Source organism: Pseudanabaena sp. 'Roaring Creek' (assembly GCF_001402795.1).
Taxonomy (GTDB): Bacteria; Cyanobacteriota; Cyanobacteriia; order Pseudanabaenales; family Pseudanabaenaceae; genus Pseudanabaena.
This window is the reverse complement of sequence record NZ_LIRE01000034.1, coordinates 7,501-23,660: the sequence shown is the minus strand read 5'-3', so window position 1 is coordinate 23,660 and position 16,160 is coordinate 7,501. Positions and strand designations below refer to the sequence as shown.

The 16,160-nt window shown below is 45.7% G+C and carries 11 protein-coding genes (1 of these 11 running past the window's edge); 8 read left to right on the top strand and 3 right to left on the bottom strand.

Translation table 11 applies throughout. The features are described 5' to 3' along the window. Positions 1-344: gamma carbonic anhydrase family protein (locus AC805_RS01120; protein ID WP_055073701.1), on the bottom strand; the 344-nt coding region annotated here is incomplete at its 3' end. A 278-nt stretch (positions 345-622) separates the two neighbouring features. On the opposite strand from AC805_RS01120, the gene AC805_RS01115 reads away from it, so the two are divergent. From AC805_RS01115 to metX, 5 genes are all read left to right on the top strand, one after another. After that, positions 623-1,795 (top strand): RNA-guided endonuclease TnpB family protein, encoded by a 1,173-nt coding sequence (locus AC805_RS01115; protein WP_055073700.1) that lies wholly within the window; start codon positions 623-625, stop codon positions 1,793-1,795. Between the two features lie 89 nt (positions 1,796-1,884). Continuing rightward, complete coding sequence (locus tag AC805_RS01110; RefSeq protein ID WP_055073699.1) at positions 1,885-2,964, top strand: NADH:flavin oxidoreductase/NADH oxidase; 1,080 nt, start codon at positions 1,885-1,887, stop codon at positions 2,962-2,964. Between the two features lie 52 nt (positions 2,965-3,016). Beyond that, complete coding sequence (locus AC805_RS01105) at positions 3,017-5,197, top strand: PhnD/SsuA/transferrin family substrate-binding protein (protein ID WP_055073698.1); 2,181 nt, start codon at positions 3,017-3,019, stop codon at positions 5,195-5,197. Positions 5,198-5,849: 652 nt separating this feature from the next. Beyond that, complete coding sequence (locus AC805_RS01100; RefSeq protein ID WP_055073697.1) at positions 5,850-7,136, top strand: O-acetylhomoserine aminocarboxypropyltransferase/cysteine synthase family protein; 1,287 nt, start codon at positions 5,850-5,852, stop codon at positions 7,134-7,136. An 8-nt stretch (positions 7,137-7,144) separates the two neighbouring features. Beyond that, the gene (metX, locus tag AC805_RS01095) at positions 7,145-8,236 is read left to right on the top strand and encodes a homoserine O-acetyltransferase (RefSeq protein WP_055073696.1); all 1,092 of its coding nucleotides are present in this window, start codon (positions 7,145-7,147) and stop codon (positions 8,234-8,236) included. A 98-nt stretch (positions 8,237-8,334) separates the two neighbouring features. Here metX and AC805_RS01090 read toward each other — a convergent pair whose 3' ends face one another. After that, positions 8,335-9,534, bottom strand: coding sequence for a VWA domain-containing protein (locus tag AC805_RS01090; RefSeq protein WP_055073695.1), 1,200 nt, complete (start codon positions 9,532-9,534; stop codon positions 8,335-8,337). 595 nt (positions 9,535-10,129) lie between these two features. Here AC805_RS01090 and AC805_RS01085 point away from each other — a divergent pair. The 3 genes from AC805_RS01085 to AC805_RS01075 all read left to right on the top strand — a co-directional run bounded on the left by AC805_RS01085 (position 10,130) and on the right by AC805_RS01075 (position 15,660). Next, positions 10,130-13,390, top strand: a complete 3,261-nt coding sequence (locus tag AC805_RS01085) for a hypothetical protein (protein WP_055073694.1) — start codon at positions 10,130-10,132, stop codon at positions 13,388-13,390. Positions 13,391-13,671: 281 nt separating this feature from the next. Next, complete coding sequence (locus AC805_RS01080) at positions 13,672-14,628, top strand: ParA family protein (RefSeq protein ID WP_231662385.1); 957 nt, start codon at positions 13,672-13,674, stop codon at positions 14,626-14,628. Between the two features lie 45 nt (positions 14,629-14,673). After that, on the top strand, positions 14,674-15,660 hold the full coding sequence (locus AC805_RS01075) for a ParB/RepB/Spo0J family partition protein (RefSeq protein ID WP_055073693.1): 987 nt from the start codon (positions 14,674-14,676) through the stop codon (positions 15,658-15,660). 77 nt (positions 15,661-15,737) lie between these two features. Here the strand turns inward: AC805_RS01075 and AC805_RS01070 are convergent, their stop codons facing one another. Further along, positions 15,738-16,160 carry the 3' end of an SWIM zinc finger domain-containing protein gene (locus AC805_RS01070; protein ID WP_055073702.1) on the bottom strand. The gene runs 918 nt beyond the window's last position, so only the last 423 of its 1,341 coding nucleotides appear in the window; the start codon falls outside the window, past its right edge; its stop codon occupies positions 15,738-15,740.

Sequence of the window (16,160 nt, the reverse complement as noted above, 5' to 3'; positions counted from 1 at the left end):
ACAATACTCCCCGCCCCAATTTTTACCCCTTCCAACAGAATTGCCCCCATCCCGATTAAGCATCCGCGCCCAATTTCCGCACAGTGGATCACCGCCCGATGTCCGATCGTCACATATTCTCCAATTACCAAAGGCTGGTCGGGATCGCCATGCAAGATCGCCCCATCCTGAATATTTGTGCAGTAGCCAATATCCATACGATTGACATCGGCTCTAATCACCACCTTGTACCAAATATTCACGCGATCGCCGAGATGCACATCGCCAATTACCACGGCATCACTGGCAATAAAGGCGGCGCGATCGCGATCGGGTGTGGGTAGCTGCGCATAGGGGAGATGCATATATCTATGATTTATCGGATTTGGTGACTGGGATTACAGGCTAAAGCTTGGCAAAAATAACCTTTTCGCCTTTTGCGAAATGCTTTCATAAGTACCTCAGCACAATTAAAATCCAGAGCTAAAACCTGCGGCGTACGCGGCGCACGCGCCGCAGGTTTTAGGTTCTATATTTAATTAAGCCCACTTACTTATCGGAAAACTGGGTTTAAAACCCCGTGCTTCTAGCACGGCTTTATATTAATTCAGGCATCTTACATAATATCTGACATAATGTGAGCATGGCGCAAAAAGCATTCAAGTATCGATTCTACCCAACTCCTGAGCAAGAAACCTTGCTTAGAAGAACGATGGGTTGCGCTCGATTAGTTTACAACCGCGCTTTAGCCGCAAGGACAGAAGCATGGTATGAACGTCAAGAGCGAGTTGGATACGTTGAAACTTCCGCGATGCTAACTAATTGGAAAAAGCAAGAAGATTTGCAGTTTCTTAATGAGGTTAGCAGTGTGCCATTACAGCAAGGGCTAAGACATTTACAATCCGCGTTTACTAATTTCTTTGGAGGAAGGGCAAAATATCCCAACTTCAAGAAAAAGAATCATGGCGGCAATGCCGAATTTACTAAGTCCGCTTTTAAATGGAAAGACGGCAAAGTGTTTTTAGCGAAATGTTCTCAGCCCTTAGATATCCGATGGAGTCGTCAACTCCCCGAAGGCGCAGAACCATCAACCATTACGGTGAAGTTCTCGCCTTCTGGACGGTGGACAGTCTCAATGTTGGTAGATGTTGTAATTGCACCATTGCCTGAATCTCAAGAGTCAATTGGTTTGGATCTGGGTATTACTAGCCTGATGGCTTTGAGTAATGGTGAAAAGATTGCTAATCCTAAAACCTTCAAGGCTAAACGCCGTAAATTGCGTAAAGCTCAGAAAGCGCTTAGCAGGAAGAAAAAAGGCTCTAACAATCGTCACAAAGCAAGATTGAAAGTCGCTAAAGTTCATGCAGAAATTAGCGATGCTCGTCATGATTTTCTTCACAAATTGACAACTCGACTGGTTCGTGAAAACCAAGTGATTGCAGTCGAAGATTTGTCCGTAAAGAATATGGTCAAAAACCATAAACTCGCGCTCTCGATTAGTGATGCTAGTTGGGGTGAAATCGTTAGGCAACTAGAATATAAGTGCGATTGGTATGGACGCACTTTTGTCAAAATTGATCGTTGGTTTCCTAGCTCTAAAAGGTGTGGACATTGCGGTTACGTTGTTGACAAGTTGCCTTTAGATGTCAGAGAGTGGGATTGCCCTAAATGCGGTACACATTACGATAGAGATGTGAATGCGGCAAAAAATATTTTGGCGGCAGGACTTGCCGTGTCAGTCTGTGGAGCGACTGTAAGACCTGAAGAGAGTAAATCTCGGAAGGCTAGTGCTATGAAGCAGAAACCTAAGTCGTGAGTCTTAGGAATCCCCGTCACTTCAGTGCGGGGTGGATGTCAATGACTTCAGTAAACTAAAATCCAATAAATTACGGCGATTTGTGAAATATGACGCACCTATTTACACCATTACAACAGCGCGGTATTACCTTTCGCAATCGCATTGGTGTTTCTCCAATGTGTCAATACTCTAGTATCGATGGCATAGCTAACGACTGGCATATCACCCATTTAGTCAGTCGGGCGATTGGAGGCGCAGGGCTAGTATTTACTGAAGCTGCTGCTATAGAACCTGAAGGAAGAATCTCCCCCAGTGACTTAGGAATTTGGTCAGATCGTCATATCGAAAACCTCGCAAAAATTAATCAACTGATCCATCAGGCAGGGGCGATCGCAGGGGTTCAACTCGCCCATGCAGGACGTAAGGCAAGCTGCGCCGTACCTTGGGAGGGTGGCAAACCAATTGATGAAACGCAAGGGGGCTGGCGACCCGTATTTGCGCCTAGCGCGATCGCTTTTAATCATCCTGATAGTCCCCTCCCTGAAGCACTGGATTTAACGGGAATTAAAAGGATTAAGCAGGCGTTTATTAATGGGGCGAAACGTGCCATAGAAGCAGGATTTCAGGTCATCGAACTTCACGCAGCTCACGGCTATCTTCTCCATGAATTTCTCTCGCCCTTAAGCAATCAGAGAGAGGATGAATATGGTGGCAGTTTTGAGAATCGCATTCGTCTATTAGTAGAAGTGGCGACTGACATTCGGGCGATCGTTCCCGATCGCTATCCTATCTGGGTCAGGATCTCCGCGAGTGACTGGATTGAAAATAGCTGGGATATCGAGCAGAGCGTAGCTCTAGCCCATAAACTTAAAGAGCTAGATATCGATGCGATCGATGCTTCTTCGGGTGGAATTCTCCTCGGCTTAGGCTCGCAGATTCCCGTCGGAGCGGGATATCAAACTGCCTTTAGCGATCGCCTTCGCCGCGAAACGGGAATTAATACTGCCGCCGTTGGTTTAATCACTAGTCCCGAACAAGCCGATCACATCATTCGCTCTGGGCAAGCAGATATGGTCTTGATCGGTCGTGAAATGCTGCGAGATCCTTACTGGGCAGCAAGAGCAGCCAAAAAATTGGGCTACAAAGAATTTAACTATCCCCATCAATATCAACGCGCGTGGTTCTAAATTTCAGAAAGTTGGCGCAAAGTGCCAACTTTCACATTCGCCGACCAAAAATATGAACATACAACCCAATATTCCTAGTTCAACTCTCCTACAACCCGAGCAAAACAACGCTCTTGAAGCGATCGCGCCTCAGCCCACAAACAAAACTTTTCGGATTGGCGTACTAGCTCAACGGGGAATCGAACGCGCCGTACAACTATGGCAACCCACAGCCGACTACCTCAGCCAACAACTAGGCTACACCTTTACCATCGCTCCCTTGGATTTCCAACAGATTAATCCATCGGTAGCAAATGGTGAAGTAGATTTTATCATCGCCAATTCTAGTTTATATATAGAATTTGAAACCCTATATGGCATCAAACGTTTAGCAACCCTGAAAAGAGTGAGAATGGGAAAAGCCTATACCGTGTTTGGGGGAGTCATATTTCGGAGAAGCGATCGCCAAGATATCCAAACCTTACAGGACTTAATCGGTAAAAATTTTGCAGGTGCTAACGAGAATTCTCTTGGCGCATGGCAGGCAGCTTGGCGAGAATTTCATATCCTAGGTATCGATCCGCGTCGCGACTTTCTTTCTCTCCAATTTACGGGAACGCATGATGCGGTCGTCCATGCGGTCAGAGATGGATTAGTAGATGCAGGCTCAGTACATACGGATACTTTAGAGCAAATGGCATTGGAAGGAAAGATTCACCTCGAAGACTTCGAGATTATCAACCAACAAACCCAGTATAAAGAAGAATTTCCCTTTGCGCTTAGTACGAGACTCTATCCCGAGATCCCCTTTGCGGCTTGCCGTCAAGTTAATAATGAAATATCAGAGCAAGTAGCGATCGCCCTTTTTCAAATGAACAAACTTGCCCCTGAAGTGGCTCTAGCCGCAAATTCCCAAGGTTGGACAATTCCTCTGAGCTATGCATCAGTTCATGAATGTCTAAAAGAATTACATCTCGGCATCTATGCAGGCAAAAACGAGCTTGATTTTGACCTTGCTGTACAGGGCTCTAACAATGGATGGTGGGACTGGAATATTGAGAACAACCAAACTTTTTACTCTACTCGCTGGAAGGAAATGTTGGGCTATGCCGAGGATGAAATCGTTAATCATATTCGCGAATGGGAACAACGTATTCATCCCGATGATCGGAATCTCTGCTTAGAAACATTACAGAACTATTTACAGGGGAAAATTCCTGAATATCAACTAGAACATCGACTCCTACATAAAGATGGCTCCTATCGGTGGATTATCTCACGGGGAAAGATTCTCCGCGATATCCACGGTCAACCCTACCGCATGGCAGGTTCCCATGCTGACATTACCAAGAGGAGACTTGCTGAAGATGCGCTACGCGATTCCGAATCTCGACTTAAAGAGCAAACTCTCAAATTAGAAAAAGCTCTTCAAGATTTGCAGGAAACCCAAACCCAATTAATTCAAACAGAAAAAATGTCTAGTTTGGGTCAACTGGTGGCAGGTATCGCCCATGAGATTAATAATCCCGTCAATTTTATTCATGGCAATGTCAATTGCGCCCATGATTACATAACGAATTTGATCGACTTGCTTAATTTATATCGCCAAACCTATCCCCAACCTGTGGCAGAGATTATCGCCAAATCAGAAGAGATCGACCTCGAATTCCTGCTGAGTGATTTACCCCAACTCTTAAAATCGATGCAAGTAGGAACCGAGCGAATTGCCAAAATTGTCCTTTCTCTTCGCAGTTTTTCTCGACTCGATGAAGCCGATCGCAAAGCCGTCGATATCCATACAGGCATTGATGATACCCTTTTAATTTTGCAATACAACTTAAAAGCCAAGGGCAATGCCAGCAAAGTCAATGTCATTAAAGACTATGGAGACTTACCCTTAGTAGAGTGCTATGCAGGGCAGCTCAATCAAGTATTTATGAATATCCTCAGTAATGCGATCGATGCCTTCCCTAAAGAAGCCGAGAATCCCACCATTCGCATTAAGACCGAATTAAACAGCGATCGCGCCATCATTTCAATTTCCGATAACGGTACGGGGATGAATTCTAACGTCCAAAAGAGTTTATTCAATCCCTTCTTTACGACTAAACCCGTTGGGCAAGGCACGGGACTGGGTTTAGCCATTAGCTATCAGATTGTCGTTGAGAAGCATGGGGGCACTTTACAATGCCAGTCCGAACTAGATAAAGGAACGGAATTTCGGATCGAGATTCCCGTAAATACAACTATGTGAATGCTCTTCGCATTAAGTAGCTAGGCATAAGAAACCTAAAACCGAGAAGAGCATACCGCCCGCTGTGCGGGCGGTATGCTCTCTGGTTTTGGTTTTTAATTATGCCGAACTACTTACTCATTCCTAGACCACCATCCGCAAATAAGCCACCGAAAAAACTTGCTTTTACGATCCCAAAATGTTAGCGTTTATTGATTAATTTACGGTATTAACACAAGATTACCGTAGATTAATTAGTTTATTGCTTAGTTTATTGATTGGTTTCTTGATTAATATGCTGCTTTATTTGATATGGCTTTTGCGGATAAAAAAAGTCCCCCAAAGTTATCTAGCAAAGTTATCTGGCTTCGACTTCGCTCAGCCATCGGGATACTTTGGCTGAGCGAAGTCGAAGAGCCCTATTTTTCTCATAAATGATTTAGGACTGCTATACCAATTTCCAAAATGACATTGCCATTTTGGAAATCTCAAAACCTTACTGGATTTGGGGTTTAATTCACAAAAGTGTGACAACACTTTCGTGAATTGGTATTACAGATGCTGGTGGAAATCTACTCAGTCCCGCCAGCTTAGACTAAAAATTTTGGTATGAGAAAGGAATCTCTTTCTTTACCGCCCTATCAATCTCAACTTAATTCCAAAGCCAAAATCTATGTCTGACAACTATCGTTTTGAAACGCTGCAAATCCATGCGGGGCAAAAGCCTGACCCTACCACCAATTCTCGCGCCGTTCCTATTTACCAAACTACTTCCTATGTATTTGATAGTGCCGATCACGGCGCAAATTTATTCGCCCTAAAAGAATTTGGCAATATCTATACGAGGATTATGAATCCCACCACCGATGTGTTCGAGCAACGCATCGCTGCCCTTGAGGGGGGAGTCGCCGCACTGGCAACCGCTAGCGGTCAAGCTGCCCAATTTTTAGCGATCGCCACCCTTGCCCAAGCAGGCGAAAATATTGTCGCCACCAGTTATCTCTATGGCGGCACCTACAATCAGTTCAAGGTTACCTTGCCCCGTTTAGGTATCAATGTCAAATTTGTAGATGGCGATAACCCTGAAGATTTTCGCCAAAAGATCGATGAAAATACTAAGGCTCTCTACGTCGAAACGATCGGCAATCCTCAGTTTAATATTCCCGATTTTGAAGCCTTAGCTGCGATCGCCCATGAACATGGCATACCTTTAATTGTGGATAATACCTTTGGAGCGGGTGGTTATCTGGCACGTCCGATCGAGTATGGAGCCGATATCGTCGTGGAGTCCGCCACCAAATGGATCGGCGGTCATGGCACTTCAATCGGGGGAGTAATTGTGGATTCAGGTAAATTCAATTGGGCTAATGGCAAATTCCCGATCTTTACCGAACCATCACAGGGCTACCACGGCTTAAACTTCCATGAAACCTTTGGCAATATCGCTTTCATCATTCGCGCCCGCGTCGAAGGATTGCGAGATCTAGGGGCGGCAATCAGTCCCTTTAATTCTTTCCTATTATTGCAAGGATTAGAAACCCTATCCCTACGGGTCGATCGCCATGTGCAAAATGCCCAGCATCTCGCCGAATGGCTGATCCAACAGCCCCAAGTGGCTTGGGTCAATTATGCGGGATTACCCGATCACCCCTATCACGATCGCGCCAAAAAATATTTGCGGCATGGCTTTGGCACGGTCTTAAACTTTGGTATCAAAGGTGGTTTAGAGGCAGGGCGGAGCTTTATTAATGCCGTCAAACTTGCCAGCCATCTGGCTAATGTTGGGGATGCCAAAACCCTCGTCATTCATCCCACCTCCACCACCCACCAACAACTATCAGCCGCCGAACAGCTATCGGCGGGCGTTACCCCCGATCTAATTCGAGTTTCCGTTGGTTTAGAACATATTGAAGATATCAAAGCCGACTTCGAGCAGGCATTTCAAACAATTGCGGCTTAAGGAACTCTATGAAATACAGGCAATTTATCACCGATCGCACAGAGTTTTATCAAATTCCCTATCCCCTCGCCTTAGAGTTAGGCGATACGCTGTTTGAAGTCCAAATTGCCTACCGCACTTGGGGAACCCTGAACGCGAAAGGGGATAATGCCATCCTCATCTGTCACGGCTTCACGGCAAATGCCGATGCGGATCTGTGGTGGCATGAACTATTTGGCGAGGGCAAAATTTTCGATCCTTCAGTGGACTTCATCGTTTGCAGCAATATTTTGGGGAGCTGTTACGGAACTACTGGAGCCGCCTCGATCGACCCTGCTACGGGCAAAACCTATGGTGCAAATTTCCCTGCAATTACGATCCGCGACATGGTGCGATCGCAAGCAGCACTCATGGAAGGGCTGGGAATTAAACAATGGAAACTGGTTACAGGGGGCTCTTTGGGTGGGATGCAAACCCTAGAATGGGCTGTCATGTATCCCGATCTAATCCGTGCGATCGCCCCCATTGCCACCTCAGGCAGACATTCCGCTTGGAGTATTGCCCTTGGTGAAGCCCAACGGCAAGCTATTTATGCCGACCCCCATTGGCATCATGGTTTTTACGATCATTTTTCCGATCATTTTTCCGATCAGTTTCATGATCAATCAGAGGAAAAGGTAAAGCCCGATCGAGGACTAGCGATCGCTCGAATGATTGCGACCTGTTCCTATTACGGTCATCTCGATTTTGAACAAAGATTTAGCCGTCAAGTGGATAGCTCTGGCAATTTTGCGATCGTCAATTATCTCCAGCAAGAAGGGCAAAAATTAGTGGCTCGCTTTGACGCTAATGCCTATGTGTCACTAACTAAGGCGATGGATACCCACGATCTAGGACGCGATCGCGGTGACTACTACCAAGTATTAGCCAATATTCCACACCCCACCATCGTCGTCGCCACGGGTTCCGATCTGCTCTACTTTGCTCAGGAGCAAGAAGAGCTAGCCCAGTTCATTCCTCAGGCAAAGTTAGCTTGGTTAGATTCCATTCACGGGCATGATTCTTTTTTGATCGCCCTAGAACAGCTCAATCAAATCATCAAAACCCATCTCTTTCCATAACTATCCCCCAAGAAGAGAAGGTTGGCGTAAAACGCCAACCTTCTCTTCTGTTTTTTTGATTTTGCGACAACCAAAATAATTCCTTTCGATAATTCCTTTCAAGCTCTAGCAGTAGAAATATCTTGAGTCGCCGCCCATTGAGTAATATCTTGACGATTAATCGCCGCCGCCATCAAATCGGGAAATAGATCGGGCGTACAGGCAAAAGAAGGTACTCCAAAACTAGCGATCGCCGCCGTATTTCTACAATCGTAGGAAGGTGCGCCATCATCATTCAGAGCCAATAGCACAATCACTTGTACCCCTGAAGCCACTAAAGCCGCTACCCGTTTCAGCATTTCTTGATTATTCCCGCCTTCATACAGATCGCTAATCAAGATCAAAATCGTCTCCTGAGGCTGACGGATCAAACCCTGACAATAGGCTAAAGCTTGATTAATATCCGTCCCACCCCCCAATTGCGTACCAAATAAAACCTCTACAGGATCCTGCAATAATTCCGTTAAATCCACAACAGCCGTATCAAACACAACCATACTAGTTTTCACCGCAGGCAAAGTTGCTAATACAGCACTAAAAATACCTGCATAGACCACCGAAGTCGCCATCGATCCACTCTGATCGACACAAAGAATAATATCTCGCAGCGAAGAACGCTTACGACCATAACCAATTAGAGTTTCGGGGATAATCGTCCGATATTCAGGCTGATAGCTTTTGAGATTAGCGCGAATAGTTCGATGCCAATCGATTTCGTTATGACGGGGACGACGATTTTTAGTAGCTCGATTTAAACTGCCTAAAACTGCTTGTCTGGTAGGATTTTCCAACTTGCGTTGCAGATCTTCAACCACCCGTCGCACCACGAGCCTTGCCGTTTCCTTAGTTTTGCTAGGCATCACCCCACTTAACGACAAAAGATTAGACACCAGATGCACATCGGGCTCGATCGCTTCCAGCATCTCTGGCTCCAGCAACATCCTCTGTAGATTCAGACGCTCTAGGGCATCCTGCTGCATGATCCGCACTACCGAAGTAGGAAAAAACTTACGAATATCCCCCAACCATCGCGCCACCTTAGGCGAAGAACTACCTAAACCACCTCGACGCTCTTGGGACATTTCAGGACTGTCATCATTACTATACAAAGCCCCCAAAGCTGCATCCATCGCCAGATCGCGATCGCTCAGACAAGCACCACCAATCCCATCGGCTGCCCCACCACCCAGAATCAATCGCCAACGGCGCAAACGTTGTTCTGTAGTTGAAAGCTGTGGCGATACCTGCGGCTCTAGCATCTCTCTAAAATAGCTCTAACAAAAACGATCTAAAAGACGATCTAAATGAAAAATGAATTTCCCCCTGATTCCTAAAAAAATACTAAAAAAATATGCTAATGCCCCTTTAAGTCCAAGTTTTACAAAAACTAGCTAAAATTTGCAAATTTTAGCGATCGAATCTAGAGCGATCGCTGTATGCTTGATCTGATGTTTTCTGTCAATATCTGTCTATAGGAGATGACCAGACGAGTTTTTTAACCATAAAAACCAAAAAAGCCAGTGTGATAGAGACACTAGCCCTTTGATAACCCGAAGGTATTTAATAAACGGAAACGGACGAAATTTGCTGTGACAGGCAGATTTGTTCAATGCATTTATATCTTAACGCAAGATATAAGATTAGCAACAGTTTTTGCTGCAAATTTTTAATTTTTTTTTTGCAAGCAGCAAAAACTAAGCGTTGAACTAGACCAAAAAAGTCTCCCCGTTTCCTGATTGAAGTCACTACACCCCTTGCAATCAGGACAATCCAGATGTTTTTCCAACTTTCAAACCGACCCGAACAGTCCCCAGCCCTGCCCTGCCTGAACCAGCAATCTGGAGGTCAAAAATAATGAACCTCCCCAATAATCAGTATTCTTCCAGCAAGTTTTCACCTACCAAAAAGCATAATCCCTGCCCTATCTGCGATGACACTAAGGGAAAATGTCGGATGGTTGTCGATGATCGGGATTTCATCCTCTGCATGACCCATCCCACGGATGTGGGACTGCCCGATTGGCATTATCTCGGTGAGACGAGTGGTGGCTACTATGCAGGTAAGTATGTTAGAAAACGACAGGAGTCGCAGGCTGAGCGCTCTCAGCGTCAGTTGCTTAATCTCCAGTCTCGTCTCGCTAAACAAAGGGCGATGCGGGAAGGATGGGCGATGTTGCCCGATGCTTCCCAGCGAGATCGGCTCTATCGCTCCTATCTGCAAAGGTTGACGCTGGATGATGTGGATCGCGACGATCTGCGGCGGCGTGGGCTCTCGGTGCTGGAGATTGCGAGTTTAGGGGCAAAGTCGGTGAAGTCTGGCTATATTGTGCCTATTACCAATCCCAGTCGGCAGATCCTTGGATTTCAAGTCCGTTTGCGGGATGGAAGGTTGGGACGCTATCGCTGGCATAAGCCTCTGGGTATGGTGGCGCAGCAGCAGAATGGGGAGTTGCCTCTGGCTTGTTATGGTTCTGTGACGGGGGATGGGCAGGTTGCTCATCATCGTGTCCTTTTGGTGGAGGGAACTGGGGTGAAGCCTTTTCTGGCGGCGAGGTTGCGGGGTTGTCCTGCGATTGGTGCTTCGGGTGGGCAGTTTGTGGCGAGTAAGCTAACGTTGGCGAGTTATTTGGCTGGGCTCGGAGCGAAACCTGAGTTAACGGTGCTGGAATATGCGGTGGATGCGGGGGATGTGGCGAATCCGTCGGTGATGCGCCGCCATGAGAAAAATCTCGATTTTCTCGATGCTCTTGGCTACGAGCTGTCGGTGTTGTGGTGGGGGCAGGTGGCTAAGACCGATCGGGATATTGATGAATTGGTTGATGATTCGGCAATTCAGTTGTTGTCGGTTGAGCAGTTTTTTCAAGTTGCTAACTATGTGCCGAAGCCTTCTTATGCGCCTTTTTCTTGGTTGCAGGAAAAGCTGTTTCCCAAGCCTAAGGGGCAGGGGTTTTCCCAAGGTGCTGCGGATAGGTTGATAGACTCTCAGGCGTTAGAGATGCAGGAATCATCATTTCAAGGGGCGATCGCTCCTGCTCTGACCTATGCGAATGGTATGCGGTTGGAGGCTTGGGGTGAGGCTTTGGCTCACCATCGCTATGTCCTTGATGTTTCGCCGACGGGCACGGGCAAGAGTTATGATGCGGGGCGTTTACGTCCTAGTTTGGTGGATGGGGTGGAGCGCATCATCTATATATCTACGGATTCCCGCAATGTTTCTACTCCTTCTTTGCAGGATTGGACTCTTCTCCCTGCTCGACATCATGGTTTAACCAATAGGTCTGGAAAGTTGCGCCGTGCCAATCGGGGTGATGCGGTGGCTTCTTTGGCAACTTTGTCTAATTGTTCGCGTACTTCGGCTTTTACGGCTTTGCGCGATAAGGCGATCGCCAATTCTCAGGTTATTTGTAAGTCTTGTCCTTTGCTTCATGCTTGCCAAAATTCTCAGGGTGATGGGTTTGGTTTTAAGTACGAGCGTTCTCTGGCTTTTGCGCAGAAGACTCTGCGCTCTCATCCTTTGAGTTTGCCTAGCCCTGATGAGTTTGATTATTCGACAACTTTATTGGTCTGGGAGGAGGTGTCGGAGAGTCTGACGACGATGCGGCAGGTTTCCGTTTCCCGTGATGATATTGATCGGGCGATCGCTTTGCTGTCTCGTTCTGATTTTATCCATCGTCATCAGGTGATTGATGTCCTTAATAAGTTGTATGGGTTGCTGGGCGATCGCTCTTTTCATGGGCTCGATTTTCATCAGATTAAGTTGGCGATTCCCGATATCGTGGATACTTCTGACCTTGCTCTTCTTTTTCAGCCCGATCTCTCAGGGCTGGATACGGTTGATGGGGTGGCGGATTCTGAGTTTGTGGGGCGATCGCCTCAGCAGAAGCGCGAGCTCGCTCGCGTTAATGCTTTGCTTAAACGTTCGACGACGATGCCACCCCATGAGCTTGAGCAAAAAATTGTCCGTGATGTTTTAAAGCAGTGGTTGGTTGAGTTTCTCGATATTCTCTCTGGGGCTTTGACCCATGGCGATCTGCATATTCAGTATGAAAAGTTAACGGTTTCTTTTGCTGACTCTCGTTTGCGCGATATTGCGCGGCACGCTCGTAATAATCTGTTCCTCGATGCCACGATCGATTTACAGGATCTGGAGTTGCGGTTGCAGGATTCTGTCTTTTCTATGTCTCTGGCTGGCTCTATGGCGATGCCTGAAATCTTTCAGGTGAAGGATCTCGGTCGCTTAGGGATGCAGCGCAGTCAGGATCAGAAGCGTCGTGTTGAGGCGATCGTTGAGCATCTTTCCCTTGCTGACCCTTCGACTAAGGTTATTGATTTTAAACGCTTTGCTTCTGACGATCAGGGGGTCTGGTTCCGCGATTCCCGTGGTTCTAATGATTTTAAAGATGCTAAAACTTTTGTGATTATTGGTACTCCTTGTGCCAATATTGCGACTCTCCGTGCTCTCTTTGTTTCCCTCTCAGGGGTTCATCCGCGTGAGGGCGATCCTGCGTTTAGGGCTTTTGTCCATCGCCATATCTTTGCGACTGTTCTTCAGTGTCTTGGTCGCAAGGCGGGCGATCGCTTTTCAGCGGGCGATAAAATCTATTTTCTCTCTAATTTTAATCTTGCTTATATCCCCCATTCTTTTGTCTCTTCTGGGGATATTTCTCCCCTCGCTATGTCTAAACTCGATACCGTTAAAAAACAGATCTTTGATGCGATTAATCTTGCGGGCTCTCAGGGGCTCGACCTCTTGTCCTTGTCCCAAAGGAATCTTGCTGCTTGGCTCGATATCTCTTGGGGGCAGTTTCGACGCAGTTTACCTTGGATCGATTCATTATTAGCTTCTCTTTATAATGTCTCGATCCAAAATTTTAACGAAAATCCCCATGTTTCATTAATATCATCGAATCGAGAGCTAATTGAATATTGGTCTGGGGAAATAGAACGATTTTTAGCTGACAAATCACCTATAAATCTAAAATTAAACAGAATTATCGAGTTTTTTGATAGTCACATTTCCCAAGATTTTCATCAACTTGTGATCATGCAGCTACCAGCTTCAACTCGCGATCGCTTGTTTAATTTACTTGCGCTCTTTGCGGTACCGATCGCATAGCAGCAAGATCGCAACAAAAAAGAAAATTTGGGGTTTCTGGGAAGAAGATCATTAATTCGGATCGTTCAGCCCAATTTTTTGCTGCTCAAAATAGCAATAGGAGCGTGAAAACACCTATTTCAGGCTAAATAGCGAGCATCATTTAATTTGGTCAAAACGTTTTGACCAAATTAAATGATGCTCGCTATCACCAAGTTTAAATTGAATGGTGGCGCTTTGCGCCGCCATTCAATTCTTGCTTTTTTCCTAAGTCAAGTAACTGTAGCTATAGTTTCCCAAGAATGACAATCGCGTTAGGACATAAAAACCCAAAGAAAAGTGGCGGCGCGAAGCACCGCCACTTTTCTTTGGGTTTGGTAAATCTTACGTTGCTATATATCCTCAACCGCATAGACTTTGCAGCAAAGTCTATGCGGTTGGAGATCGAGAAGATTGCTATATGCTTTGTCATAGAAATACATCAACTTCTGGTCATGAGTCACGTAATTGCATTTTTTAATCAATCAGGTGGCGTTGGCAAAACAACAGTCACCCAAAATATTGGGTATCAGCTCTCTACAAAAGGACATCGAGTTTTGCTCCTTGATATGGATCCTCAAGCTTCGTTAACGACTTTTATGGGGGTAGATGTCGCGCAACTAGATAAAACTATCTATGATGCGCTTGTTTCTAAAACCGATGAGCCTTTGGCAATTCTCCACAATTTGTACGATATGGACTTGTCGCCAGCAAATATTGTCTTGGCTAATGCCGAGCAAGAATTGGTATTAGCCGATCAGCGTGAATTACGATTAAAACTTCCGCTATCACAGGTGTTGGATAACTATGATTTCGTGTTGATTGATTGTCCGCCTAGCCTTGGAATTTTGAGTCAAATTAGTCTAGTTGCGGCTACGGAAATAATTGTGCCGATCCAAACTCAATTTAAGGCATTGATGGGGACGGATTTTTTGCTCAGCACTGTAAAAAAAGTGCAACGTCGGCTCAATAAAGATTTAAAAATAGCAGGCTTTATTCCGACGATGTTTTCTGCGGCTAATGCGCTCGATCAACGGACGCTTGAGACCATTGTGGAGCAACTATCGCCGATCGCTCAAGTTTTTTCCCCCATCCCTCGCGCTACGGCGATCGCTGAGGCTTCCGAATATGGTAAGCCCTTAGCGATATCTCCTAAGAAAAATTCGGCGATCCTCACAATTTTTGAAGAAATTGCTAATGCCATTGAAAAACTTGAATAGCAACTTGCCTTCACTTGCCTAAAGCCTCCCATCCTAAAGTCCCCCATGAAGCCTAAACCCAATCCCGATCGCTTAAAGCTGAAAAACGTCGCCTTGTTTGATGCTAGTGACGAGCCTTTACAGGCGACTTCCCAAAAGACGATCGCTATTTCTAAAATTGTTCTACCACCCCAGCAGCCACGCCGCTATTTCGATCCTCATAAAATGGCGACGTTAGTAGAGTCAGTACGACAGCATGGCATTCTAGAACCGATTCTTTTGCGATCGCTCGATCAAAATACCTACGAACTCGTAGCGGGAGAACGGCGATATCAAGCTGCCAAAGAAGTCGGGTTGGAGGAGATTCCCGCCATTGTGAGATCAATGACTCAAGAGGAGGCTTGGCAAATTGCCTTAATTGAGAATCTGCAACGGGAGGAGCTTAACCCCTTAGAGGAGACGGAAGCTGTTTTGCAGCTCCTCGTTTTACGGCTGAAACTGCCGCTGGATGAAGTGATATCAAAGCTATATCGACAACGACATATTGCCCGTGGTGAAATTGGTCAAAACGTTTTGACCAATTCAGAAAACCTTGGTGAAACTGGTCAAAACGTTTTGACCAATGCGGAAAATAATGATGAAATTAGCTCTGTATTTAGCTCTGTATTTCACTCTTTAGGTTTTAAGCTAGAGTCCTTTATTACCTCTCGTTTGCCTTTATTAAAGTTACCACCAGAGATTTTAGAGGCTTTGCGCCAAGGACGAATTGCCTATACCAAAGCTCTGGCGATCGCTAAGGTCAAGGAGCCGATCGCTCGTCAGCAATTATTAGACTATGCGATCGCGTACGATTTATCCCTAGCTCAAATTACAGCTCGTCTTACTACTTTGACGCAGCTAACCGCATCTAAGCAAGGCGAGCGAGATCTCAAAACTCAAGTTGATATCACCTTTCGCTCGTTAAAAAAATCGCAGATTTGGCAAGATCCTAAAAAACAAAAGCGTCTAGAAAAACTGATCCAGCAAATTGAAGCTTTAATTGCTGACTCCTAGAATTCTGTATGTCGAGCTAGGGGATTTGCCAGAATCGTTGGGGTGGCGGAGCCGCCCCAACGATTTTGTTTTTTAATTTAGATAACGTGAAACTTGCCCTCTGCCCAAATACTTAAAGGTAAAAAAACTTCGCCATTCCATTCGCCAAATATAGTCGTGGGATGTCCGCCACTCAAGGCTAATAAGATCCAGCCATTCTCAAAACGAGAGGATATGGGCAGTAACCTTGCTTGGCGATCGCGAATAAACCACTTACCCTCGTTATGTATGGGAATAACCTGCTGAAGCGATAAAGGAAATCTTTCTAGCCAAGGATTTTTGACCAATGCATGACTATAGTTAGCGATCGCCATGTCAATGGTTTCTTGTCCCATAACCTCCTCCATTGACATGGATAGGTTTGAATTTTTTCTAGCTTTAATTGCCGCCCGTAAAGGATAGTTACTCTCAAAAAAAACTAATGCGGCTTCTAAATAACTTCCTAGCATGAAATTATGTTC

What these genes read in the sequence shown, in the direction of transcription:
- AC805_RS01090 (WP_055073695.1), bottom strand. Translation starts at nt 9,534, where the DNA reads ATGCTAGAGCCGCAGGTATCGCCACAGCTTTCAACTACAGAACAACGT.
- AC805_RS01115 (WP_055073700.1), top strand. Translation starts at nt 623, where the DNA reads ATGGCGCAAAAAGCATTCAAGTATCGATTCTACCCAACTCCTGAGCAA.
- AC805_RS01105 (WP_055073698.1), top strand. Translation starts at nt 3,017, where the DNA reads ATGAACATACAACCCAATATTCCTAGTTCAACTCTCCTACAACCCGAG.
- AC805_RS01085 (WP_055073694.1), top strand. Translation starts at nt 10,130, where the DNA reads ATGAACCTCCCCAATAATCAGTATTCTTCCAGCAAGTTTTCACCTACC.
- metX (WP_055073696.1), top strand. Translation starts at nt 7,145, where the DNA reads ATGAAATACAGGCAATTTATCACCGATCGCACAGAGTTTTATCAAATT.
- AC805_RS01110 (WP_055073699.1), top strand. Translation starts at nt 1,885, where the DNA reads ATGACGCACCTATTTACACCATTACAACAGCGCGGTATTACCTTTCGC.
- AC805_RS01080 (WP_231662385.1), top strand. Translation starts at nt 13,672, where the DNA reads ATGACAATCGCGTTAGGACATAAAAACCCAAAGAAAAGTGGCGGCGCG.
- AC805_RS01075 (WP_055073693.1), top strand. Translation starts at nt 14,674, where the DNA reads ATGAAGCCTAAACCCAATCCCGATCGCTTAAAGCTGAAAAACGTCGCC.
- AC805_RS01100 (WP_055073697.1), top strand. Translation starts at nt 5,850, where the DNA reads ATGTCTGACAACTATCGTTTTGAAACGCTGCAAATCCATGCGGGGCAA.